The sequence below is a fragment of the Klebsiella sp. CN_Kp104 genome (assembly GCF_040064515.1).
Classification (GTDB): Bacteria; Pseudomonadota; Gammaproteobacteria; order Enterobacterales; family Enterobacteriaceae; genus Klebsiella; species Klebsiella aerogenes.
On the sequence record NZ_JBEAII010000002.1, the window covers coordinates 17,411 to 39,183 of the forward strand.

Consider the following 21,773-nt stretch of genomic DNA (forward strand, 5'->3'; position numbering starts at 1 on the left):
TCGGGCTGACTGATGTCAGCCCTTTTTTATTGTGAGGTTAACGTGGCAGTTTCGCTTTCCGCCGCCCGTTTGCGGCTTTACCATCTACTCTTCGATCAAACTCGTCGCTCCGGCCGCCGTTTTGAAGGGCTTTGCGGTTTATTTGCCCTGTTGAGCGTGGTTATTATTTTTGTTGAGTCCGGACTCGGTTCGCAGTATCACCTGTCGCTAGATGAATGGCATGTTTTTGTCTGGCTGGAATTAGGAATTACCGCGGTCTTCACCGTGGAATATATTTTACGCGTAATAAGCTGGCCGAATCCGCTGCGCTATATCTTCAGCTTCTGGGGATTTATCGATCTGGCGACCGTTCTGCCGCTGTATGTAATGTGGTTATGGCCGGAAATGAGCCTTGAGTATGTCTTTGCCTGGCGGGCCATGCGGGTTATCCGCGCGCTGCGTATTCTCAAACTGCTGCGCTTTATGCCGTCGCTGAATATTTTTTGGCGGGCTATCGTCAGCGCCCGTCACCAGCTCATTCTGTTCTACTCGTTTATTGCTATTGTGATGGTGATTTTTGGCTCGCTGATGTATTTAATTGAAGGGCCGCAATACGGGTTTACCACCTTAAATGCCTCGGTCTACTGGGCAATCGTCACCATTACTACCGTGGGATACGGCGACATTACGCCGCATACGCCATTAGGGCGGATACTCGCCTCGGTGCTTATTCTCATCGGTTATTCTATCATCGCCATCCCGACCGGGCTGATTACGACGCATATGACGACGGCGCTGCAAAACCGACGTGCCCGCCGCGTTTGCCCAAACTGCAGTAACGCCGAGCATGATAAAAATGCCCGTTTCTGCCACGCCTGCGGAACAGAATTACCGCAATAACGTATAAAACAAAAAGCCTGCCGATGTTACCGTCGGCAGGCTTTTCTACAGGCGCATTAGCTTAATGCTTATTCGCGCCACAGAATGTGGCACAGCTTGTGATCTTTTTCCCGGCATAGCAGAACGCGAGCGAAAATATCGTTGATCTCGCCGCCATCGGTATCGGCCAGGCCAATAACGACTTCGGCGAAGAAATCTGGATTGAGGTCGTAATCGACATGCTCTTGCCAGTCTTCCGCTGGGTCAAACAGTTCGGCGCCGCCGCGCTCTTCAAACTGCAGATTGAAAAGAATGATATCCGCCGGGTCGAGGTTATCGGCCGCCAGCTCAAGAAAGATATCGTAGGCCTGTTCAAGCGTTTCGTCTTCGGTCAGGCGATTGTTTAAATCCATATCCATGATTGCTACCCGTTAAGCATCTGATGGGCACGTTTTACAGCAACGGGCTGAAGAAGTAAAACAGTCGCTCTGCGATCCGCTGCCATAGCGGTCGTTTGGCCCACAGTTTTGCATCCAGCAGGCGCGAGCGGGAGATGTAATCGTCCTGCACCGCCGCCAGGTCGCCGCCAAAGCCCACGTCGTCGATCGCCAGCGTGATCTCGAAATTGAGCCACAGGCTGCGCATATCAAGATTAACAGTACCGACCAGGCTCAGTTCGCCATCTACCAGCACGCTTTTGGTATGTAGCAGGCCGCCTTCGAATTGATAAATTTTCACCCCAGCAGCAAGCAGTTCAGTGAAGAAGGCGCGGCTGGCCCAGCCTACCAGCAGGGAGTCGTTTTTGCGCGGCATAATAATACTGACCTCGACGCCGCGCTGGGCTGCGGTACAGATGGCGTGCAGCAGATCATCACTGGGGACGAAGTAGGGGGTGGTCATGATCAGATGTTCTTTCGCCGCATAAGCCGCAGTTAACAACGCCTGGTGAATCAAATCTTCCGGGAAGCCGGGGCCGGAAGCAATAGTATGAATGGTATGCCCGTTAGCCTCTTCAAACGGCATGATATTGACGTCCGGCGGCGGGGGTAAAATTCGCTTGCCGGTTTCAATTTCCCAGTCGCAGGAGTAGACAATCCCCATTGCCGTAGCCACCGGGCCTTCCATTCGCGCCATCAGATCGACCCACTGACCGACGCCGGAATCTTGTTTGAAGTAGCGCGGATCGACCATATTCATACTGCCGGTGTAGGCGATATAGTTGTCAATCATCACCATTTTACGATGCTGACGTAGATCCATGCGGCGTAAGAACACGCGCATCAGATTAACTTTAAGCGCTTCAACCACCTCGATACCAGCGTTACGCATCATAGCCGCCCACGGGCTGCGGAAGAAGGCGACGCTGCCGGCTGAATCAAGCATTAGCCGACAATGCACGCCGCGGCGCGCGGCGGCCATCAGCGACTCGGCGACCTGATCGGCCATTCCGCCGGGCTGCCAGATATAGAACACCATCTCAATATTGTGTCGTGAGAGCTGAATATCGCGAATCAGCGCCTGCATCACGTCATCGGATTCGGTTAGCAACTGCAGTTGGTTACCCTTAACGCCGGCGATCCCCTGGCGACGTTCACAGAGTTTGAACAGCGATTCGGCAACCGGGCTATTTTCTTGCGCAAAGATATGCTTGCAGCTTTTCAGGTCCGTTAGCCATTTGGCGGTAGAGGGCCACATGGCGCGCGCGCGCTCGGCGCGCCGTTTGCCAAGATGCAATTCTCCAAAGGAAAGATAGGCGATAATTCCCACCAGCGGCAGGATATATATAATTAGCAACCATGCCATGGCGGACGGCACCGCACGGCGTTTCATTAAAATACGTAATGTAACGCCGGCAATCAGCAGCCAGTACCCCAGAATGACCAGCCAGTTTACGACCGTGTAAAAGGTTGTCATAGATGAAAAATCCTTTTGAATAGCCCGATGCCATGAGTTTACGCATCAGCATCCATCTGGCAAATAAAAACGCAGCGAAAGCGATGGTCAGACAGATTCATCGGTTTATAATGGGGCGTGTTTTTCACTCGTAGAGTAGTAGCAATGAAGCGTAGTAGAACGGAAGTAGGGCGCTGGCGCATGCTTAGACAAGTGAGTCGCCGTAAATCGCGCTGGCTGGAAGCCCAATCTCGCCGCAACATGCGGATTCTTTCAATCAGGAAGTGCCTGGTCAAACGGCAGCGTCATGCTTTGCTGTTCACCTTCTCTGAATTTTGAGAGTAAAAATTAAAGGCACCGTGAATCGCCGCGGGTTTAACAGACACCTCAGGGTCACTGAAGATGACTTAAAGAGAGGTGCCCATGAGCGGTAAGCGTTATTCTGAAGAGTTTAAAATTGAAGCAGTCAAACAGGTTGTTGATCGTGGTCATTCTGTTTCCAGTGTTGCAACACGTCTCGATATCACCACTCACAGTCTTTACGCCTGGATAAAGAAGTACGGTCCGGATTCTTCCACTCATAATGAACAGTCAGATGCTCAGGCCGGGATCCGCCGTCTCCAGACAGACCAGATGCTGACCGGGCAGATCAAACAGTTCTGGCTTGAGTCTGGCTGCGTCTATGGTTATCGCAAGTGCGTGATACCGGACAGGCACAAGACAGCGGACCCGGTGGCTTACATTCGTGAATTTTCCAGCGTCATTCACGCGGAATACGGAACACTGCTGCAGGACCTGTGCAGAGAATAGCGATGCCGTTCGTCATTTTGCATTTATGAATGGCACGATTATGCGGGATACTTACACACTGGCTTCTCCCGCTCTTTACAGGTTCCTCTGACTCCACGTCAAACCATGCCTCTTACAGAAAATCCTCTCTCTGTGGCGTAAAAGTATCCAGCAATATACCGGCATCCAGACACTCGCAACCGTGTATGATATTCGGTTGTTTGTAGAGTGTGTCACCGGCTTTCACCTCACGAGTCTCATCGCCAATGGCGAACACAAAGCGCCCGGAAAGCACATAGGTCAGTTGTTCGTGAATATGCCGGTGGAGTGCCCCGATAGCACCCTTTTCAAAATGTACTTCGACCGCCATCAGCGAACCACTGTGCGCCAGAATCCGCCTGCGTACTCCGTTACCGAGATCTTCCTCCGAAGTCTCGTCCCTAAAAATAAACATAGTTACTCCTTACCAAGTGAACTGACCAGAGTATCCGGTATTTGTGCAAGATAAAGGGCCGGCAGGCCTTCGAAATCAGATGTAAATAACACGTCCCGGTCGTCGGGTGAAAAAGAGGGATGCGGATGGGTAACCTGTCGGTCGCCGTCGAGCACCAGCCAGGAACTCTGATGTGTCGCCAGTGGCGCATAGCGGCGGGTTCGCGTGTCAAAGAGATAGAGAAAGGGATCGTTTTCGATGACATGCCCTGAGGTATCCTCGACGTCCACTGGGGTACCCGAGCCATCACCCACTAGCAGCGTGCCATCGGCATTGCTCATCAGATGTGAGCAGGCCGGCATTGTCATCAGGCTGCTGTCTTCTCCGGTTTGTGGTGAGAAGCGGCGAATGTAACGCTCGGAATGACCTTTAAGGTATGAAACGTAGAGGAGTGCGGAACCATCCGGTACCCAGAACTCATGGGTACAGCTTTCTTCCGGCGCATGAGTTTTCACTTTGCGTACGTTACTCCCGTCTTCGTTGACCAGCCACATGCGTGCATCCACAAGATCGTGAGGTCCCTCATGACAGAATGCCACCGTACTGTCGTCGTAAGGTCGATAGAGGGGATGTCCAAGCCATTCGTTCGCTTCATGGATCACCCGCGTGGAACCGTTATGCAGATCCACCTGCAACAGGCGACAATGCGGACGACGCAGGTAAAACGTCCGGAATTTTTGCCAGTCGGTGAGCGGTGTCCAGTCATCACGGGCAATTTCGATACCGACCAGACGCGTACATTCGCTGTTTGCTACCCAGGTGCCATAGCCAACCCATTCCTCCGGTACCGTATAGATCGTATGTTCGCTGTAATCATCCAGACTGACACGACGTAATTCCCGTTCGTTTTTCACGTAATAAAGGCTGCGATCGTCGGGCGACAAAAAGCCACCGAAAGTATTGTCACCACGACCGTGTGTAAGTTGAACGGCGGTCTGTTTTTGCCGGTCCAGCAGGTAATAGTTGCGATGACCGTCAAATTCAGCAGCAAACAGGAGTTTACTGCCGTCACGTGTAAAGCTTTTTTGATAGAAATAGTTGCGATGACATATCACATCTGGTGGTGTCAGACGCGTTATCCGAGCCCCGGTATGCGGGTCACTGAAATGGTGAAAATGTAACTGAATCGTTGAACCCTTAGCCATTACTAGCCCCTGCATTACAGAAGGAAATTTTATTATGAAATTGTGTTTCATAATAATAAAAACAAAGTATCTTTTCTGTCGAGGGGGAATGTCCAGTACCGATGATGGAAATGTAACCCCGGTCACAATTTCTTCAGAAGCGCCCTTAGCAATGTTTTTAATGTGAACATACTCACCTTTCTTTACGGTTATCCTGACTATAAAACACAGTCTTATAAAATCTAAAACGATATTTCGTTTCTTGTTTGATAACAAAGGGCAGGGTTATGAAGATAGAAAGACCAGTTCTTTTCAGGCATCAGCTCGCATATGGAGGGGGTAACTTGCTGGGTAGCGGGGCACTGGCTATTGCCGGTATCTGGTTACTTTACTTTTACACCACCTTTTGTGGTCTGACACTGCTGCAGGCTTCGGCTATTTTTTCGGTTGCCAGTATTATTGATGCCATCAGCAATCCGCTCATGGGATATATTTCAGATAATTTCGGCAAAACGCGTCTCGGTAAACGCTTTGGCCGCCGCCGGTTCTTCATTCTGCTGGGCATCCCCCTGATGATGGTCTACCCCCTGCTGTGGATCGATGGATTTGGTTTCTGGTATTACCTTTGTACCTATGTGTTGTTTGAGTTGATCTACACCTCTGTCATGGTGCCCTATGAAACACTCGCCACTGAAATGACCGCAGATTTCGCGAAACGATCTAAACTCACTGGTTTTAAAGCTATTTTTGGTAAAGTAGCCAACTTTCTCGCCGCTTTCATTCCGGGCCAGTTCATTCTTGTTTACGGTAAAGAATCGGCCACCCCATTTTTTTACACCGCCCTGACATATGGGGTGATTTTATGTGTGGCGATGGGGACACTCTGGTATTACTCGTGGGAGCGCCCGGCCGCAGAAGCTTCGCCGGAAAGTGAAGAAAACACCACGCTCAGCCATGCAATGCTGGCATTGCTGAGGGAGATGAGATCGACTTTTTCACTGCGTGTCTTTCGCAAACATCTGGGTATGTATTTGTGCGGCTTCGGGGCAGAGTGGCTGTTTGCTTCTGTCTTTACCTACTTTATCATTTTTGTCCTGCAGTATGATCCGACCATGGTATCCGGACTGAGCAGCCTGAACTCCGTACTTCAGCTCTTTTCCACAGCTATTTTTATTGCTATCTGCGTAAAACATGGGTTCAGCAAGCCCTATATACTTGCGCTGGGTATCGTTATTTTTTCCGTACTGTGTTATGCCGCGCTCTTTTTTTTCCACCTACCTCAACAGTATGCCACTGCGGCGATGCTGGCGATTACCGTTGTCTTCGGGATCGGTACGGGCGGGGTGTATTACATTCCCTGGACTGTGTATACCTTTCTCGCTGATGTTGACGAAGTCTTTACCGGACGCCGCCGCGAGGGGATCTATGCCGGCACGATGACCTTCTCCGGTAAACTTGTGCGCTCTGTGATTGTGTTTACTATGGGAGCGATCCTGAGTTTCTATGGATTCCAGTCTAAATCGCAAACCCAGCCGGAAAGTGCGGTAATGGCTATTGCGCTGGTCTTTTGCGTCGGTGTGATTGCACTGGCTCTCGCGGGGATTTATTTCAGCGCGCAGATGAAGCTGAACCGGAAGGCACATCTGGTGGTGCTTGCTGAGGTGGCACGTATCCGGGCTGGTGGCCAGATTTCACATGTCACAGCGGATGTTCGTGCCGTCATGGAAGCCCTGATCGGTTTTCCGTATGAACAATGCTGGGGTAACAGTACCGTCTGTTGCGATGGCAGAAACAAGCATCCTGACAGGACACCACTTGTCGGCACGACCCGACAACCCTGAGGTATACCGGTTTCTGTCAGGGCTCGGGAGGGAGGCGGAGTCAGAAGCCGGTGATGTTTCTTCTACCGCCCGGAAGGAGCACCTTTTCCTGACGCCGTTGCATCTCATGGTTTGCGAAACCAGTTCAGTCTGGCCGGGTGAACCAGCCCGTGCAATGCGCGGGAATAATCCAGAACCAGCCCGGGTGTCCAGGCCATGGTAGTGGCACGGCGGCGGAGTTGTGCTGCGATCCAGAGCTCCGGCTGCAAGAAGAGCCGTAAAAAAACTGACCAGCCGCTCCGGTTGCACAGCACACCATCTAACGCGGCTTCAAGTGCGTATGCCACACTGCTGGAGCAATTTCGCCAGGTAAGGTTATATATTTCCTGCCGGCGATAGTATGTAGTGAATGCCCGGAGTGATACCGCGTTGAAAGTATGAAAACAAACCTGTCTGTCGGCTTCACACCAGGCGGCGGACTCTGATGCGTAACTGTCCTGAAATTTTCCGGGTACATTATTCTCCCGTACGGCCCGGAGTGTGCGAAAAAACTCCGAAGGGGACCGATCTATATCCACTGCCGGGTAAAGACTGATATAGATATCCTGCATCTCCAGCGCGGCATGTCCGGTAGAAATGACCCCGGCAGAATCCACTGCTGCAATATAACGATTCATCACTGGCCGGGGGAGAGTGTCCTGAGTAGCAGAACCTTCCGGTGTCCAGACCAGAACACGGAGCTCTGTCGCTTCCAACGCCACTTCTTCCTGACAGGGATGCTGTGGTTCTGTATTTGTCGGCGCGTATCCTGTGCTGTCCGGAGACTGGACATCAAAAATAGTCACCCCCGGGGCCAGACTTCGGAGCCGAAAAGCAAGCAGAATGCAGTCAACGGCACTGAGCAGCATCAGCGCCCCGATGAACTGAGGAACCGTTCCATCATGATGAGTGGGATAGGGCTGGAAAAGGAATACCGCATACAGGATCTGACACATCCCGCCAGCCAGCGCGCGTCTCCAGTACGGATAACGAACCACCCAGGCGGCAGCAACCTGAAAAGCGCCGGACAACAAACAGATAAATCCCAGTATGATAGCCAGGAGGAGATTACTGCCTGAATATCCTGACAGAATAAGCAGGGCCACGGCTCCAATAATCCCACCTTTAAACAGATAAATTCCTCGCTTAGCCCCGGTGGCACCGGATGACGCAACAAGCGTTAACAGACTCTCGCACAAAAGAAACCAGCCAAAAAGTCCGAGCGGAAAATAGCGTGCTCCCAGCATACCGTCCGCCAGTACCAGAAAACCGAAAAGACCCCAAATCAGACCTGCAGCAGTAAGAAGGTACCGGTTGCCACCGATAAAACGTCGGCCGCATAAAAGCAGTGCAATCTGCAGCATATTCAGTGGTCCTCCGGACGGATAACGGAAACCGGACCACTAGCGGGTAACCAGTATCCGACGAGGAATCCACCTGTTGTACCGGGCAAAAAGAATAGTCCCCGCTCGCAGATCATTACGTGTTCATCTCCCGGCAATGTAAGCCGGAATATCAACGATCCGCCAACGGGCAGGCCGCGGATTGCCTGTTCCCAGCGTGATGTTAACTGTTGCCTGACAGCAGTATCCACGCTCTGGAGCAGGATTTTTCTGTCAGGCAGGTGTGCCACCGTATCTGCCAGCACCGGTGTTCCCTGCAGATCCCAGTCGATCCGGCCACTTCGGATATCCATGCGAAAGGCGGTTTCTTCGTGATGCATCTGCTTACGCCCCGGACCGTTTAGCTTATCCGGCAACCGCAGTAACAGCCGGACAAAGATAGTCAGGATGGCCGTACCGGACAGGTATCCCTGAGCGAGAAGCAGCGGTTCGCCCGGATCCAGGCCATTAATAAAAAAGGGGCCTGTCTGGTGCCATGAAAAGGAAACCACAACGATGCTCAGTGCCAGAAAAGCCAGCGCGCCGGCTTGGGCACCGGCGATGACCGGGACGACAGCAGTCAACAGGACCGGCAAGCAGGCCAGTCCGTAAATGAGCCCCGCCCGGGACTCTTCCCCGGAAGGGGAAGAGAAAATGAGTATGGCAATCACCGCGACCAACAGCACGCTGGCGAGGGTCTTTACGACGTCCCTCGTTGCCTTCCGGGCTGGCTCCCATGTCAGACCTGTCAGTATGGTAGTGGCGACGATGTTGCCGCTGACATTTGCCGCCCACCACAAAGCAGTGGTATCCGCAAAAGACACGGGATGACGCGAAGACAGCCATCCTGCTGCGGCCATACCAGCCAGCGCGCTGATGATAAGAGTACTGATTAGCCAGACACACACCTTACGAAAATCATCCTGTCCACGACTGTAGTGCTGTACGGCCAGCGCTACTGTAACGTCACCACTGACTGAAATCAGGGAAAGTATCAGGGATGTTTCCGAAGAATGGCGCATCAGCAGATCCATCCCTGCGCGGGCAGCAAAGAGCACGATATACATTGCGGGCCAGAATCGTCGCGGCAGAGAAAGGAAAGCGCTGACAGCAGCACCGGCAGGAAACCAGACCATCGCTACACGATTTTGCGGATCGTCCAGTTTCAGAGAGATAAATGCCAGAATAAGATAAATGACGGGCCAGATAATGAGGGCAGGAAGATAGTTTTTTTCTGCAATCTGTATACGTTTCGGCATATCCAGTACCTGCAGGTAATATCAGTGCGTGACGGTGGAGGAAAACAGCTGAATGACCACCACCCCCGACAGTATCAAGCCCATCCCTGCAATGGCGGGAAGATCAAGCTTCTGGCCGAAGAGAAACCAGGAAAAAATGGAGACAAGAAAGATGCCCAGGCCGGCCCATATCGCGTAAGCGATCCCCAGATTCATGACCTTAACGACCTGAGAGAGTCCGTAAAATGACACGGCATAACCGGCGACGACCCCAAGGGAAGGAAGCAGGCGTGTGAATCCTTCTGATGCTCTGACCATGGTTGTTGCAAAGGTTTCGGCCGCGATGGCCACAATCAGGATGATCCACGTGTTCAGCATGACCTCATTGCCTTAAAGAAAGGGTTCTGGTTTAAAAAATAGGAAACAAACCCGGAATTGGCCACCTGTTGATCAATACCGGTACGAAGGGTTGCATGAACACTGCGGCTGTGGCCCTGACCCGAAATCCTGCACCATTCAGAAACAGAATGCCGTCATGATCTACACTCCCTGAACGGAGGTGGTGCCGATGAAAAAGTCACGATTCACCGAAGAACAGATTGTTTTTGCCCTGAAGCAGGCTGAACTGGAGACGTCCGTGCCGGAGGTCTGCGGTAAGCAGGGCATTTCCGATGCCACGTTCTATACATGGCGCAAGAAATAGGGCGGGATTTCTCCTTCGGAGCTGAAACACACGCGGCAGCTCGAGGAAGAGAATCTCAGGTTGAAGAAGCTGGTTGCCGATCTGAGCCTCGACAAGGCCATGCTGCAGGATGTGCTGGCAAAAAAGAACTGACGCTAGCGCGTCTGCGCGAATGGGTCCGGGACCAGCAGGCACGCTAAGGAGCCAGTGAGAGGCAGGTCTGTTTTGCGCTACGGGTCAGCCGCAGCTCTTTCCGCTACTGTTCTGTTGCAGCAGACGACAGTGCGTTGCGCCTCCGTATCAGGGAGATCACCGAAACCCGGGTTCACTATGGCTACCGCAGGGTTCACGTCATGCTCAGGCGGGAGGACTTGCGGGATAATCATAAACGCATTTACCGACTCTACAGCGAGCAGGGGCTGTCCCTGCGTCTCAAACGCCCACGCCGGAATAAATCGGCACAGCGCCGACAGTCCCAGCCTCAGGGGCTGTATCCGAATCATGTCTGGGGCATGGACTTTGTCTCTGATGCCTTATTTGACGGGCTTCGGTTACGTCTGCTGACAGTCATTGATCTCTACACACGCGAATGTCTGGGGAACTGCGTGGGCCAGAATCTGCACTCAACGGAGGTCGCAGAGATGCTGAACACCATTGCGCTCAGACGTCCCTTACCACAGTTGCTGAAAACCGATAACGGCTCTGAATTTGCAGGGAAAATGCTGGGCAAGTGGGTGTATGAACGAGAACTGGTTCATGTCTCTGGAGGATGCACAGTGCAAAATCGCGGCCTGGCGCATACACTATAACCAGAGGCGTCCCCATTCTGCACTGGGCTGGATGACGCCATCCGAATTCGCTGAGAAGTCTGCCGGTTGGCAGAATATGCAGCCAACATGAAGCCGGTTATTCCTGATTATGAATGGATCACATATGGGGAGCGGGTCACCAACCGACATTACTAACTGAAGGTTGTATCTAATCCTGGGGGCAGGTCAATCGCAAGTGCGTGATACCGGACAGCAGTGCGGAGTGAACCGGGTCTGGCGACTGATGAAGCGTGCCGGAATAAAAGCTTAGATACAGTGATTTGCTCGAAGTCAGGTGATTCACTATATACAGTTATCTAACTATTCTGATGAGCTCTTTAGTAAGGAAATTGTTTTGCAACTTCAATCTACCCGACTATATCTTCGCCCCGTAACGAAGTCTGACCTTGATGACCTTTTCAGAATTTATGGTGACCCGGCTACGAACACCTTTAACCCCGCAGGGCCCTATCCTGACATACATCATGCTCAAACTGTTTTAGCTCACTGGATTAACCACTGGGAAACCCACGGTTTTGGAAACTGGGCAATCTCTTTGAAGGATAGCCCGGAAAAAATCATTGGCTTTGGGGGGCTGCGTATCCGTAGTTATGCGGATATAGTAATTAATAATTTAGGGTATCGTTTCGCCACAGAGGCATGGGGAAAAGGTCTGGCGACAGAGTTCTCGAAAAACTCTGTCCAATATGGATTTTGTAAGTTAAATCTGTCCGAGATATCCGCCGTAGTGAGAGCTAACCACCTGGCATCGCAGAAGGTTCTAAAAAAAACTGGGTTTCAATATATAAAAGAGATTTATGATGTGAAAGATGCACCGCCGAGTCTGATTTTTTCCCTCAAGCAAAGTGAATGGTTAAGACAACCAATGTGAGCGTACATACTCTATATCATTTAAATAAAAGAATCGTTCTACTGCGCTTTGGATAGAAATAACGTCGGTCATTGGCACGAAGCGGAATAGTTATACAAGCTGAAGGTCCGCTGCGAGCGAGGAGCGGACGATGCAACTTGGAGCTAGACACGCCTTGACTCAGGAGTTCCCTGATGGAATACCATTTGCCATTGGCCATTTCCACTCATTTCCCAGCATGAAGAACGAAGAGAGGCATTACTACCATCTGGATCAAAAGTCCGGTAATGCAATATTGCGAAATTATTTCTAACGATGATAAGTCTAAATTCGTCACTGTGAATGATTGGTCTATCAACTTCAGTAGAAAGTGCCTCTATTGTTTCTGCCCGATCAACTAACATGCCAGATCGCGTTATCTCTCGAAATTCCTCATGAAGTATATGTTCAAGCCATTTCCGATCGTTCCGCTTGTTATCATGAAGAGAACATTCGAGACGTTTAAGTCTCTCAAGGAGCATAGTATTGTCCTGATTACATTGGGTCATTAACTTTTAGGACAATGAACGCTGGAAAGCAATGTCTGCTACTGGCATATTTCGGACATTATCAATTTATAGGCGCTCAATAGCCTCGATTAATTCTGGCCCCTGGTTTTTAACGTTACCCACGGCCCGGGAAACAGGGAACCATGTAAAATGGTCAACTGACACGGAACCGTCCTCAGCTATTTCTTCGGCTTCTTTCCCTCCTGTATCCTGTCTCATCCATTCCCTGGCTGCTTCTGGTGAAAGTACAAGCAGCCGGCGGTCGTGAATATCTACCAGCCCTTTATCTGCTGCTGCAGTGACGATCAGAAAACCTTCGGCTTCATCTCCGCGTTCAAATGGTGTGCTTCCGATTGCTGCCATGAATATCGGCTGGCCATCGGCACGATGGATAAAGTAGGGCTGCTTCTTGTCGCCTTCTTTCTTCCATTCGAACCAACCATCAGCAAAGCAGATCGCCAGGTCATGTTGCCATAGCGGCTTAAACATCCTGCTGGTGGCCGCCGTTTCGACGCGTGCGTTAATCAGAGGTGGTTTATCCCACCATCCTGGCGCATAACCCCAGTAGACAGGATCGATATGCAATTGTTCATCGCGTTCGCTCAGAAGCAAAACTTTGGTACCGGGCGCGACGTTGTATCGACCAATCGGCTCCGGGTCATATGCGATGTCACGATCGGCTTCATCGGCAAGACAGGAAAGATAATCTTCACGGGTCATTGACTGGGAGAAGCGTCCGCACATATCAACCTCCAGTGGTCAGACTGAAAGTATAGAAGACGTATCGAGGATCCAAGGAAGGGCGACCATTCTGCACTTAGTGTACCTAAATGCGTCCTTTACAGAATGATCGCTATATTATGATTGGTATATCTTACTGATATTAACTAGCTAATTTGCTTAACTAAAATACTTTCTTGTAAGGTTTCACCGAGACGTGCTGATAGACGCCCGCGGCGATATAGGGGTCATCGTTGGCCCAGGACTGCGCCGCTTCCAGCGATTCAAATTCTGCGATAACCGTTGAGCCGCTAAATCCTGCCGCGCCAGGTTCATTGCTATCCACCGCGGGCATCGGGCCTGCGGTCAGTAAACGGCCTTCATCATGTAATAGTTGTAGGCGCGCCAGATGGGCAGGGCGCACCGCCTGGCGTTTTTCCAGAGAATCGGCGATATCTTCTGCGTAGATGACGTAAAGCACGGCAAGGCTCCTTAATCAAAAAATAGGCAAATCACGTGACGTGAAAGCGTTATGGGCAGCAATGTAAGATGCGCACGCCTTTAGCATGCCACGGCACGCCGGTTTTTTTCCACAAAACGAGGCAAAATTTGATGCAAGATAACACGTCTTATTGAATATGATTGCTATTTGCATTTAAAATCAGGGCATCATTTTTCAACAGAAACGACTATGAGCGCAATGACCCTTGATTTACCTCGCCGCTTTCCGTGGCCAACGCTGCTGTCCGTGGCTATCCACGGTGCCGTTGTGGCGGGGTTGCTTTATACCTCGGTACATCAGGTTATTGAAAAGCCTTCGCCTTCACAGCCAATCGAAATCACGATGGTGGCGCCGGCGGATTTAGAGCCTCCGCAGGCGGCGCAGCCGGTCGTTGAACCCGTTGTTGAACCGGAGCCGGAACCGGAGCCTGAAGTGGTGCCTGAGCCGCCAAAAGAGGCACCAGTGGTTATCCACAAACCGGAGCCGAAGCCCAAACCCAAGCCGAAACCAAAGCCTAAGCCGGAGAAAAAAGCCGAGCCGAAACGCGAGGTGAAGCCCGCTGAGCCGCGCCCGGTCTCGCCGTTTGAGAATAACAATACGGCGCCTGCGCGTACTGCCCCGAGTACCACGGCGGCAACGGCAAAACCGATGACCACCGCGCCGAGCGGTCCTAAAGCGTTGAAACGCGGCGACCCGTCTTACCCGCAACGTGCGCAGGCGCTGCGTATTGAAGGTGACGTGCGCGTGAAATTTGATGTCACCGCCGATGGTCGGGTGGAGAATATCCAGATACTCTCTGCGAAGCCGGCCAATATGTTTGAGCGTGATGTCAAAACCGCGATGCGCAAATGGCGCTACGAGGCAGGCAGGCCGGGCACTGGTTTGACGATGAATATCAAATTCCGCTTAAACGGCGTAAAAATGGATTAAGCTCGCTGATGAAAAAGGCCCTTTTGAGGGCCTTTTTTTACGCCTATTGCAGGGCTTCATCGAGCGCTTTTTGCGCGGTGACCAGGTGCTGACCGCCGAACAGAATTGCCCGATTAAGTAAAGTGTATAGCTGGTAAATCGGTTGCCGTTCAAGGAAACCAGCGGGCAGCGGCGAGACCGACTGATAGCCATCGTAAATCTGCGGCGGTTGTTCCGGATGCAGAGGCAGCATTGCCAGATCGCATTCGCGATCGCCCCAATAACATGCCGGATCGAAAATATACGGCCCATTGGGCCCTAGCGCGCAGTTCCCGGACCACAAGTCGCCATGTAATAAAGAAGGCTGCGGCTGATGGCTGCTGAGCCGCTGCTGTACACTTTCGACAATGTTGTCGATATCGCCGAAGTGCAGTCCTTTTTCCGCCGCTAGCTCCAGCTGCCAGCCAATGCGTTGTTCAGCGAAAAACGTTGACCAGCGGCGCTGCCAGGCATTCGGCTGCGGGGTCGTCGACAGATCGTTGTCAAAATCAAGGCCAAACTGCGGCTGGTCGCTCCACTGATGTAAATGGGCGATTTGCTGACCAAGCAGAAACGCGTTATGCGCGTCCAGCGGTCGCGGCGGCAAATATTCCATCACCAGAAAACTGTAATCCCGGTCGCTGCCGACGGCAAAAACCTGCGGAACGCTGACGGTTTTACAGCGCGAGAGCAGCTCCAGCTGGTCCGCCTCCGCGGTAAAAATGGGGAGCAGTTCGCGTTCATCGCATTTGACGAAATAATCTTTTCCGCCAAAACGTAAATGCCAGGCGGCATGGATCTCTCCGCCGGGTAGCTCGTTGCGCAGTTCGATTTCAGCGCCGTCAGTGTGCTGCTCGCTTAACAAATTGCTAATAGCTTGCCACATGCTGTCTCTCCCCATGTTTTCCACCATATCATAAGGTTAGCGTATAACCTGGCCGTAAAGTTCGAGCTAACGCACAACTGACGTCTTCCACGATGGCGATCGCACTTATTGAGCTTTTAACCATTCGCTAAATGTGGTGATGGCGATCTCTGCCGGCCTGCCTAAAGCGGCTTCCGCGAGACCTGCGCTTAATGCCCGAACGTCTTCGGGGCTTTGCGCGCTCAGCAGGCCAAATGTGTTGGTACCTAAATCATGGGTTTTGCCATCATCGTCGTTGAGCGTCAGGACGAAGCCTGCGCGAATGAAATGATTGCTGAGCTCGTTAATCTCAGTCAGCGCTTGTTCCTGGAACTTAACGGTGATCACGTGCGCGGTAATATCGTTGCTCATTTTTCACTCTGTTGTTATGCATGGAATTTCTAGCATAGACCATGGTAGCGAATTGACCCCCTTCACCCGGGTGAAGGGGGACGAGACTAGCGGCCACAAAGGTAATCGTAGATTTTCTGCGTGTTGGTTAATGAACACAGGCGGGTGCCGTGGTTAATCGTGGCGGCACTACCTGCGGCAACGCCAAAGCGGACCATATCCTCAAGCGAGGCATGTTCCGCCAGACGTAGCGTCATTGCGCCGACCATACTGTCACCCGCGCCAACGGTGCTCTGGCTTTTCATCGGTGGCGGCACCACCTGTACGCTGCCGGTGGCATCAACTCCCAGCGCCCCCTGCGGACCCAGCGAAACCACAACCCGGCGTACTTTTCCGGAGCGGATTAGTTCCAGCGCGGCATTACGCACGTCGTCAGGTTGGCTGAGGTCGCGCTGTACCAGCGCGCTAAGCTCTTTCTGGTTCGGTTTGACCAGCTCGATGTTGCCGACATCCAGCGCGGCGGCCAGCGCATCGCCGGAGCTGTCGATGATGCAACGTAGCCCGTGCTGCTGCGCGTTTTTTACCAGTTGAGTCAGATGTTCGACGCTGATTCCGGGCGGCAGACTGCCGCTGATAACCAGCAGAGAACCGGGCTCAATCGCGAGTACTTTCTCTTCCAGGCGACGGAACTCATCTTCGGTTAGCGCCGCGCCGGGCATGACAAAGCGATATTGTTCGCCGCTGGCATCGACATGCACATGTAAGTTCTGCCGCGTCCAGTCGCGGGTTTCTATTGTTTCGACCGGGACCTGCTCATCAGCCATCAGGGCGGTAAGATGCTCGCCGGTGGCACCCCCAACCGGGAAAATCGCCGTCGCTTTACCGCCCAGAAAGGTAATGGCCCGGGCGACGTTGATCCCGCCGCCTCCGGGTTCGAATACCGGTGCGCTACAGCGTAACTTGCCTTCAGGGTATATTTGCGGTGTCAGCGTTGCGCTATCGAGTGATGGGGCCAGCGTGAGCGTATAAATTTTGGTCATCCTGTTCCTCCTTAATACGAATAAAGCTGCTTTTTTAAGCATGGCACTGAAATGGAGTGAGGGGAAGCGGGGCGGACGATGGATTTACAAAGATGTCTGGGTTTTTATCTTTATGAAATAAAGATTGTTTTGGGAACCGTCTTATTCAAAAAACGAAATAGCAACTGATTGCTAAGTTATTCGTGCTTTTTTATAATCAAGCGCCTTTCTTAGGACTCGCATTCAGCGCGCCTCGCGAAAGTTTCCGGGACCTGCCTGGTCTCCTTAAATGTTGTACGGACTCTAAATTAAATGAAGGGATCGCTGGTCCATTCATCATTTGTACTGTCCTGAAGATATGTATTTTAGAGAGTTATAATGAAGCTTTTGAAGACAGTACCCGCAGCGGCATTGCTGGCGGGGGGGCTTTTTGCGTCTGTAAACGCACTGGCCGATGATTCCGTTTTTACCGTCATGGATGACCCTTCTACTGCCAAAAAACCTTTCGAAGGTGCTGTGAATGCGGGTTATCTCGCTCAGTCCGGCAACACGAAAAGCTCCTCAATGACCGCTGACTCCACGCTGACCTGGTACGGCGATACCACGGCCTGGTCACTGTGGGGCAATGCGAGCAACACGTCCTCTAACGATCAACGCTCTTCGGAGAAATATGCCGTGGGCGGCCGTAGTCGTTATAACCTGACCGATATGAACTATGTATTTGGCCAGGCCAGCTGGCTGACCGATCGCTACAACGGCTATCAACAGCGCGACGTGCTGACTGCCGGTTATGGTCGCCAGATCCTCAACGGCCCGGTTCACAGCTTGCGTTTTGAATTTGGTCCGGGCGTGCGTTACGACGAATACACTGATGGCGATAACGAAACTCAGCCGCTGGGGTACGCCTCCGGCACCTGGGCATGGCAGATGACCGATAACGCCAAATTTACTCAAGGGGTTTCGGTATTCGGCGCTGAAGATACGACGCTGAACTCGGAAAGCGCATTAAACGTGGCTATCAACGCCCACTTTGCGCTGCGTGTCGCCTATAACCTGACGTGGAACTCCCAGCCGCCGGCCTCGGCGCCGGAGCATACCGACCGCCGCACTACCTTATCGCTTGGTTATAAAATGTAATTTTCAGGCCGGGCAACCGGCCTGATTCCTGTTATTTCCTGCCGGATATGAATTCTCACTATAACGGATGATTTTTTCATTTCGCTTTTTAGCGGTGGTGGTATTTATCTCTTCATTTCAGGTAATTGATCGGTTAATTAACCGCGTGGTTTAAGCGGGAATTGCCTCGACAAATTGTTATCGCCCCTTGCTATTTAAAAGAAGAATAACCATTTAGTTATTGCGACTTTAATCGCGCAGTAATGATGTGTACACTAACCCTCGGTGTTATCAACGAGCGGCTGCAGGTGAGGGCGGTTCAATAGATAGACGGGCGTACTCATATTTTCGCAGAGTGAAGCGGGAGCTGAGCCACAACTCGTTGATAATTATGATTATATTGTTTTGTATGTGCTCTTTCGTGCGGGGCACCACTGCAAATAAGGACATAAAATGCCTGTAATTACGCTTCCTGATGGCAGCCAACGCCATTTCGACCACGCAGTTAGCCCGATGGATGTCGCTCTGGATATCGGTCCAGGCCTGGCGAAAGCCACCATCGCCGGACGTGTAAACGGTGAGCTGGTTGACGCCTGCGACCCGATCGAAACTGACTCCACGCTTTCTATTATCACCGCAAAAGATGAAGACGGTCTGGAGATCATTCGTCACTCCTGCGCTCATCTGTTAGGTCATGCGATCAAACAGCTGTGGCCGAACACTAAAATGGCCATTGGCCCGGTTGTCGACAACGGTTTTTACTATGATGTCGATCTGGACCACACCCTGACTCAGGAAGACATCGACGCGCTCGAAAAACGTATGCACGAGCTCGCCGAGAAAAACTACGATGTCATCAAGAAGAAAGTCAGCTGGCACGAAGCGCGTGAAACCTTCGTGAAGCGCGGCGAACCCTATAAAGTTTCTATTCTTGACGAAAACATCGGCCATGATGATAAGCCAGGCTTGTATCATCACGAAGAATATATCGATATGTGCCGCGGTCCGCACGTACCGAATATGCGTTTCTGCCATCACTTCAAACTGATGAAAACCGCTGGCGCGTACTGGCGTGGCGACAGCAACAATAAAATGTTGCAGCGTATCTACGGCACCGCCTGGGCAGATAAAAAAGCGCTGAACGCCTACCTGCAGCGTCTGGAAGAAGCCGCTAAGCGTGACCACCGTAAAATTGGTAAACAGCTTGACCTGTATCATATGCAGGAAGAAGCGCCGGGTATGGTGTTCTGGCACAATGATGGCTGGACTATCTTCCGTGAACTGGAAACTTTCGTTCGTTCGAAACTGAAAGAGTATCAGTATCAGGAAGTTAAAGGCCCGTTCATGATGGACCGTGTGCTGTGGGAAAAAACCGGCCACTGGGACAACTACAAAGATGCGATGTTCACCACCTCTTCCGAGAACCGTGAATACTGCATTAAGCCGATGAACTGCCCGGGTCACGTGCAGATCTTCAACCAGGGGTTGAAATCTTACCGCGATCTGCCGCTGCGTATGGCTGAATTCGGTAGCTGCCACCGTAACGAGCCGTCGGGCGCGCTGCATGGTCTGATGCGCGTTCGCGGCTTTACTCAGGATGATGCGCATATCTTCTGTACTGAAGATCAGGTTCGCGATGAAGTGAACGCCTGTATTCGTATGGTTTATGATATGTACAGCACCTTTGGCTTCGAGAAAATCGTCGTCAAGCTGTCTACTCGCCCGGAAAAACGTATCGGTAGCGATGAGACCTGGGATCGCGCGGAAGCGGATCTGGCGGTGGCGCTGGAAGAAAACAACATCCCATTTGAATATCAATTGGGCGAAGGGGCGTTCTACGGCCCGAAAATTGAATTTACCCTGTATGACTGCCTCGATCGTGCATGGCAGTGCGGTACTGTACAGCTGGACTTCTCCCTGCCGCAGCGTTTAAGCGCCTCTTATGTTGGCGAAAACAACGAGCGCCAGGTACCAGTAATGATTCACCGCGCGATTCTCGGTTCGCTGGAGCGCTTCATCGGCATCCTGACCGAAGAGTTCGCTGGCTTCTTCCCAACCTGGCTTGCGCCAGTGCAGGTAGTGGTCATGAATATTACTGATTCTCAGTCTGAATACGTTAATGAATTGACGCGTAAACTACAAAATGCGGGCATTCGCGTAAAAGCGGACTTGAGAAATGAGAAGATTGGCTTTAAAATCCGCGAGCACACTTTACGTCGTGTCCCGTATATGTTGGTCTGTGGCGACAAAGAAGTCGAAGCCGGCAAAGTGGCCGTGCGTACCCGTCGCGGTAAAGACCTCGGCAGCATGGACGTAAATGAAGTGATCGAGAAGCTGCAACAAGAGATTCGCAGCCGCAGTCTTCAACAACTGGAGGAATAAGGTATTAAAGGCGGAAAACGAGTTCAAACGGCACGTCCGAATCGTATTAATGGCGAGATTCGCGCCCAGGAAGTTCGCTTAACTGGTCTGGAAGGTGAGCAGCTGGGTATTGTGAGTCTGAGAGAAGCTATCGAAAAGGCTGAAGAGGCTGGAGTAGATTTAGTTGAAATCAGCCCTAACGCCGAACCGCCAGTTTGTCGTATCATGGACTACGGCAAGTTCCTTTATGAAAAGAGTAAGTCTTCTAAGGAACAGAAGAAGAAGCAGAAAGTTATCCAGGTTAAGGAAATTAAATTCCGCCCTGGTACTGATGAAGGTGACTATCAGGTAAAACTCCGCAGCCTGATTCGCTTTCTCGAAGATGGCGATAAGGCCAAGATCACGCTGCGTTTCCGCGGTCGTGAGATGGCCCACCAACAGATCGGTATGGAAGTGCTTAATCGCGTGAAAGACGATCTGGTTGAACTGGCAGTAGTCGAATCCTTCCCAACGAAGATCGAAGGCCGCCAGATGATCATGGTGCTCGCTCCGAAGAAGAAACAGTAAGGCCATCAAGTAACATTCCGGTGGGCTTCGGCTCACTGGTTTGTTCGCCTTTGTTTCGTTTATTAACAATGCGAAGTGGAAGTTATTAAAATGCCAAAAATTAAGACCGTACGCGGTGCTGCAAAGCGCTTCAAAAAAACCGGTAAAGGTGGTTTTAAGCACAAGCACGCTAACCTGCGTCACATTCTGACCAAAAAAGCTACCAAGCGTAAACGTCACCTGCGTCCGAAAGCCATGGTTTCCAAAGGCGATCTGGGCCTGGTAATCGCGTGCCTGCCGTACGCATAAGTCGTTAACCCTTTTAACTTTTTAATTAGAATAGATACAGGAGAGCACATATGGCTCGCGTAAAACGTGGTGTAGTTGCCCGTGCACGTCACAAGAAAATTTTGAAACAAGCTAAAGGTTACTACGGTGCGCGTTCTCGCGTATACCGCGTTGCCTTCCAGGCTGTTATCAAAGCTGGTCAGTACGCTTATCGTGACCGTCGTCAGAAAAAGCGTCAGTTCCGCCAACTGTGGATTGCGCGTATCAACGCAGCAGCACGTCAGAACGGTATTTCTTACAGCAAATTCATCAACGGCCTGAAAAAAGCCTCTGTTGAAATCGACCGTAAGATCCTGGCTGACATCGCCGTATTCGACAAATTAGCGTTCACCGCTCTGGTCGAAAAAGCGAAAGCAGCTCTGGCATAAGCCAGTTGAAAGAGGGAGCTTGTCTCCCTCTTTTCGTTTCAACA

At 51.6% G+C, this 21,773-nt stretch carries 23 protein-coding genes and 2 pseudogenes; 12 read left to right on the forward strand and 13 right to left on the reverse strand.

Annotated elements, in window-relative coordinates; translation table 11 throughout:
- The first annotated feature begins 12 nt into the window (after positions 1 to 12).
- Positions 13 to 879 carry an ion transporter gene (locus tag ABLU80_RS02005; RefSeq protein WP_020079110.1) on the forward strand — a complete coding sequence of 289 codons (867 nt, stop codon included), beginning with the start codon at positions 13 to 15 and terminating at the stop codon, positions 877 to 879.
- 68 nt (positions 880 to 947) lie between these two features.
- Here ABLU80_RS02005 and ABLU80_RS02010 read toward each other — a convergent pair whose 3' ends face one another.
- Together ABLU80_RS02010 and cls are read right to left on the reverse strand one after the other, a co-directional pair.
- On the reverse strand, positions 948 to 1,277 hold the full coding sequence (locus ABLU80_RS02010; RefSeq protein WP_015367064.1) for an HI1450 family dsDNA-mimic protein: 330 nt from the start codon (positions 1,275 to 1,277) through the stop codon (positions 948 to 950).
- A 34-nt stretch (positions 1,278 to 1,311) separates the two neighbouring features.
- Positions 1,312 to 2,772 (reverse strand): cardiolipin synthase, encoded by a 1,461-nt coding sequence (gene cls / locus ABLU80_RS02015; RefSeq protein WP_015367063.1) that lies wholly within the window; start codon positions 2,770 to 2,772, stop codon positions 1,312 to 1,314.
- Positions 2,773 to 2,916: 144 nt separating this feature from the next.
- Between cls and ABLU80_RS02020 the strand changes: the two genes are divergently transcribed.
- Together ABLU80_RS02020 and ABLU80_RS02025 are read left to right on the forward strand one after the other, a co-directional pair.
- Positions 2,917 to 3,090 carry a YciY family protein gene (locus ABLU80_RS02020; RefSeq protein ID WP_086538044.1) on the forward strand — a complete coding sequence of 58 codons (174 nt, stop codon included), beginning with the start codon at positions 2,917 to 2,919 and terminating at the stop codon, positions 3,088 to 3,090.
- A gap of 84 nt (positions 3,091 to 3,174) precedes the next feature.
- Positions 3,175 to 3,447: pseudogene (locus ABLU80_RS02025) on the forward strand (transposase); the annotation flags it as partial.
- Positions 3,448 to 3,673: 226 nt separating this feature from the next.
- On the opposite strand, the gene ABLU80_RS02030 reads toward ABLU80_RS02025, so the two are convergent.
- On the reverse strand, positions 3,674 to 3,994 hold the full coding sequence (locus tag ABLU80_RS02030) for a cupin domain-containing protein (protein WP_157194920.1): 321 nt from the start codon (positions 3,992 to 3,994) through the stop codon (positions 3,674 to 3,676).
- 2 nt (positions 3,995 to 3,996) lie between these two features.
- Positions 3,997 to 5,178: an oligogalacturonate lyase family protein gene (locus ABLU80_RS02035; protein ID WP_042893932.1), complete on the reverse strand. Its 1,182-nt coding sequence runs from the start codon at positions 5,176 to 5,178 to the stop codon at positions 3,997 to 3,999.
- Positions 5,179 to 5,444: 266 nt separating this feature from the next.
- Here ABLU80_RS02035 and ABLU80_RS02040 point away from each other — a divergent pair, with 266 nt between their 5' ends.
- Positions 5,445 to 6,998 (forward strand): MFS transporter, encoded by a 1,554-nt coding sequence (locus ABLU80_RS02040; protein ID WP_045413634.1) that lies wholly within the window; start codon positions 5,445 to 5,447, stop codon positions 6,996 to 6,998.
- A 104-nt stretch (positions 6,999 to 7,102) separates the two neighbouring features.
- Here ABLU80_RS02040 and ABLU80_RS02045 read toward each other — a convergent pair whose 3' ends face one another.
- The 3 genes from ABLU80_RS02045 to ABLU80_RS02055 are packed head-to-tail and all read right to left on the reverse strand — an operon-like array spanning position 7,103 to position 10,014.
- Positions 7,103 to 8,380 carry a hypothetical protein gene (locus tag ABLU80_RS02045; RefSeq protein ID WP_015367057.1) on the reverse strand — a complete coding sequence of 426 codons (1,278 nt, stop codon included), beginning with the start codon at positions 8,378 to 8,380 and terminating at the stop codon, positions 7,103 to 7,105.
- 2 nt (positions 8,381 to 8,382) lie between these two features.
- Positions 8,383 to 9,657: an MASE1 domain-containing protein gene (locus ABLU80_RS02050; RefSeq protein WP_020079103.1), complete on the reverse strand. Its 1,275-nt coding sequence runs from the start codon at positions 9,655 to 9,657 to the stop codon at positions 8,383 to 8,385.
- Positions 9,658 to 9,678: 21 nt separating this feature from the next.
- Positions 9,679 to 10,014, reverse strand: coding sequence for an SMR family transporter (locus ABLU80_RS02055; RefSeq protein ID WP_015367055.1), 336 nt, complete (start codon positions 10,012 to 10,014; stop codon positions 9,679 to 9,681).
- A 190-nt stretch (positions 10,015 to 10,204) separates the two neighbouring features.
- Here ABLU80_RS02055 and ABLU80_RS02060 point away from each other — a divergent pair.
- Together ABLU80_RS02060 and ABLU80_RS02065 are read left to right on the forward strand one after the other, a co-directional pair.
- Positions 10,205 to 11,218: pseudogene (locus ABLU80_RS02060) on the forward strand (IS3 family transposase).
- A 264-nt stretch (positions 11,219 to 11,482) separates the two neighbouring features.
- A complete protein-coding gene (locus tag ABLU80_RS02065) occupies positions 11,483 to 12,019 on the forward strand; it encodes a GNAT family N-acetyltransferase (protein WP_020079101.1) in 537 nt (178 codons plus the stop codon).
- Between the two features lie 143 nt (positions 12,020 to 12,162).
- On the opposite strand, the gene ABLU80_RS02070 is transcribed toward ABLU80_RS02065, so the two are convergent.
- From ABLU80_RS02070 to ABLU80_RS02080, 3 genes are all read right to left on the reverse strand, one after another.
- A complete protein-coding gene (locus tag ABLU80_RS02070) occupies positions 12,163 to 12,546 on the reverse strand; it encodes a nuclear transport factor 2 family protein (protein ID WP_306301965.1) in 384 nt (127 codons plus the stop codon).
- Positions 12,547 to 12,612: 66 nt separating this feature from the next.
- On the reverse strand, positions 12,613 to 13,290 hold the full coding sequence (locus tag ABLU80_RS02075) for an SOS response-associated peptidase (protein WP_020079098.1): 678 nt from the start codon (positions 13,288 to 13,290) through the stop codon (positions 12,613 to 12,615).
- A 160-nt stretch (positions 13,291 to 13,450) separates the two neighbouring features.
- Positions 13,451 to 13,747, reverse strand: a complete 297-nt coding sequence (locus ABLU80_RS02080; protein ID WP_015367051.1) for a YciI family protein — start codon at positions 13,745 to 13,747, stop codon at positions 13,451 to 13,453.
- A gap of 210 nt (positions 13,748 to 13,957) precedes the next feature.
- Between ABLU80_RS02080 and tonB the strand changes: the two genes are divergently transcribed.
- The gene (gene tonB / locus ABLU80_RS02085; protein ID WP_348849643.1) at positions 13,958 to 14,698 is read left to right on the forward strand and encodes a TonB system transport protein TonB; all 741 of its coding nucleotides are present in this window, start codon (positions 13,958 to 13,960) and stop codon (positions 14,696 to 14,698) included.
- A gap of 43 nt (positions 14,699 to 14,741) precedes the next feature.
- On the opposite strand, the gene ABLU80_RS02090 is transcribed toward tonB, so the two are convergent.
- The 3 genes from ABLU80_RS02090 to pfkB form a co-directional block, all read right to left on the reverse strand.
- Positions 14,742 to 15,602, reverse strand: a complete 861-nt coding sequence (locus ABLU80_RS02090; RefSeq protein WP_015705109.1) for a fructosamine kinase family protein — start codon at positions 15,600 to 15,602, stop codon at positions 14,742 to 14,744.
- A gap of 105 nt (positions 15,603 to 15,707) precedes the next feature.
- Complete coding sequence (gene ghoS / locus ABLU80_RS02095) at positions 15,708 to 15,992, reverse strand: type V toxin-antitoxin system endoribonuclease antitoxin GhoS (RefSeq protein ID WP_015367048.1); 285 nt, start codon at positions 15,990 to 15,992, stop codon at positions 15,708 to 15,710.
- Positions 15,993 to 16,078: 86 nt separating this feature from the next.
- Positions 16,079 to 17,011, reverse strand: a complete 933-nt coding sequence (pfkB, locus tag ABLU80_RS02100) for a 6-phosphofructokinase II (RefSeq protein WP_020079097.1) — start codon at positions 17,009 to 17,011, stop codon at positions 16,079 to 16,081.
- A 357-nt stretch (positions 17,012 to 17,368) separates the two neighbouring features.
- Here pfkB and ABLU80_RS02105 point away from each other — a divergent pair, with 357 nt between their 5' ends.
- The 5 genes from ABLU80_RS02105 to rplT all read left to right on the forward strand — a co-directional run bounded on the left by ABLU80_RS02105 (position 17,369) and on the right by rplT (position 21,729).
- Positions 17,369 to 18,127: a YdiY family protein gene (locus ABLU80_RS02105; RefSeq protein WP_015705111.1), complete on the forward strand. Its 759-nt coding sequence runs from the start codon at positions 17,369 to 17,371 to the stop codon at positions 18,125 to 18,127.
- 432 nt (positions 18,128 to 18,559) lie between these two features.
- Entirely contained in the window at positions 18,560 to 20,488 is a 1,929-nt protein-coding gene (thrS, locus tag ABLU80_RS02110; RefSeq protein ID WP_015367045.1) for a threonine--tRNA ligase, read from the forward strand.
- 3 nt (positions 20,489 to 20,491) lie between these two features.
- On the forward strand, positions 20,492 to 21,034 hold the full coding sequence (gene infC / locus ABLU80_RS02115) for a translation initiation factor IF-3 (RefSeq protein ID WP_004189469.1): 543 nt from the start codon (positions 20,492 to 20,494) through the stop codon (positions 21,032 to 21,034).
- Between the two features lie 90 nt (positions 21,035 to 21,124).
- Positions 21,125 to 21,322 carry a 50S ribosomal protein L35 gene (gene rpmI, locus ABLU80_RS02120; RefSeq protein ID WP_001124225.1) on the forward strand — a complete coding sequence of 66 codons (198 nt, stop codon included), beginning with the start codon at positions 21,125 to 21,127 and terminating at the stop codon, positions 21,320 to 21,322.
- A gap of 50 nt (positions 21,323 to 21,372) precedes the next feature.
- Positions 21,373 to 21,729, forward strand: coding sequence for a 50S ribosomal protein L20 (gene rplT, locus ABLU80_RS02125; RefSeq protein ID WP_004102963.1), 357 nt, complete (start codon positions 21,373 to 21,375; stop codon positions 21,727 to 21,729).
- Positions 21,730 to 21,773: the final 44 nt, after the last annotated feature.

What these genes read in the sequence shown, in the direction of transcription:
- ABLU80_RS02005 (WP_020079110.1), top strand. Translation starts at nt 13, where the DNA reads ATGTCAGCCCTTTTTTATTGTGAGGTTAACGTGGCAGTTTCGCTTTCC.
- ABLU80_RS02010 (WP_015367064.1), bottom strand. Translation starts at nt 1,277, where the DNA reads ATGGATATGGATTTAAACAATCGCCTGACCGAAGACGAAACGCTTGAA.
- cls (WP_015367063.1), bottom strand. Translation starts at nt 2,772, where the DNA reads ATGACAACCTTTTACACGGTCGTAAACTGGCTGGTCATTCTGGGGTAC.
- ABLU80_RS02020 (WP_086538044.1), top strand. Translation starts at nt 2,917, where the DNA reads ATGAAGCGTAGTAGAACGGAAGTAGGGCGCTGGCGCATGCTTAGACAA.
- ABLU80_RS02030 (WP_157194920.1), bottom strand. Translation starts at nt 3,994, where the DNA reads ATGTTTATTTTTAGGGACGAGACTTCGGAGGAAGATCTCGGTAACGGA.
- ABLU80_RS02035 (WP_042893932.1), bottom strand. Translation starts at nt 5,178, where the DNA reads ATGGCTAAGGGTTCAACGATTCAGTTACATTTTCACCATTTCAGTGAC.
- ABLU80_RS02040 (WP_045413634.1), top strand. Translation starts at nt 5,445, where the DNA reads ATGAAGATAGAAAGACCAGTTCTTTTCAGGCATCAGCTCGCATATGGA.
- ABLU80_RS02045 (WP_015367057.1), bottom strand. Translation starts at nt 8,380, where the DNA reads ATGCTGCAGATTGCACTGCTTTTATGCGGCCGACGTTTTATCGGTGGC.
- ABLU80_RS02050 (WP_020079103.1), bottom strand. Translation starts at nt 9,657, where the DNA reads ATGCCGAAACGTATACAGATTGCAGAAAAAAACTATCTTCCTGCCCTC.
- ABLU80_RS02055 (WP_015367055.1), bottom strand. Translation starts at nt 10,014, where the DNA reads ATGCTGAACACGTGGATCATCCTGATTGTGGCCATCGCGGCCGAAACC.
- ABLU80_RS02070 (WP_306301965.1), bottom strand. Translation starts at nt 12,546, where the DNA reads ATGACCCAATGTAATCAGGACAATACTATGCTCCTTGAGAGACTTAAA.
- ABLU80_RS02075 (WP_020079098.1), bottom strand. Translation starts at nt 13,290, where the DNA reads ATGTGCGGACGCTTCTCCCAGTCAATGACCCGTGAAGATTATCTTTCC.
- tonB (WP_348849643.1), top strand. Translation starts at nt 13,958, where the DNA reads ATGAGCGCAATGACCCTTGATTTACCTCGCCGCTTTCCGTGGCCAACG.
- ABLU80_RS02090 (WP_015705109.1), bottom strand. Translation starts at nt 15,602, where the DNA reads ATGTGGCAAGCTATTAGCAATTTGTTAAGCGAGCAGCACACTGACGGC.
- ghoS (WP_015367048.1), bottom strand. Translation starts at nt 15,992, where the DNA reads ATGAGCAACGATATTACCGCGCACGTGATCACCGTTAAGTTCCAGGAA.
- pfkB (WP_020079097.1), bottom strand. Translation starts at nt 17,011, where the DNA reads ATGACCAAAATTTATACGCTCACGCTGGCCCCATCACTCGATAGCGCA.
- ABLU80_RS02105 (WP_015705111.1), top strand. Translation starts at nt 17,369, where the DNA reads ATGAAGCTTTTGAAGACAGTACCCGCAGCGGCATTGCTGGCGGGGGGG.
- thrS (WP_015367045.1), top strand. Translation starts at nt 18,560, where the DNA reads ATGCCTGTAATTACGCTTCCTGATGGCAGCCAACGCCATTTCGACCAC.
- rpmI (WP_001124225.1), top strand. Translation starts at nt 21,125, where the DNA reads ATGCCAAAAATTAAGACCGTACGCGGTGCTGCAAAGCGCTTCAAAAAA.
- rplT (WP_004102963.1), top strand. Translation starts at nt 21,373, where the DNA reads ATGGCTCGCGTAAAACGTGGTGTAGTTGCCCGTGCACGTCACAAGAAA.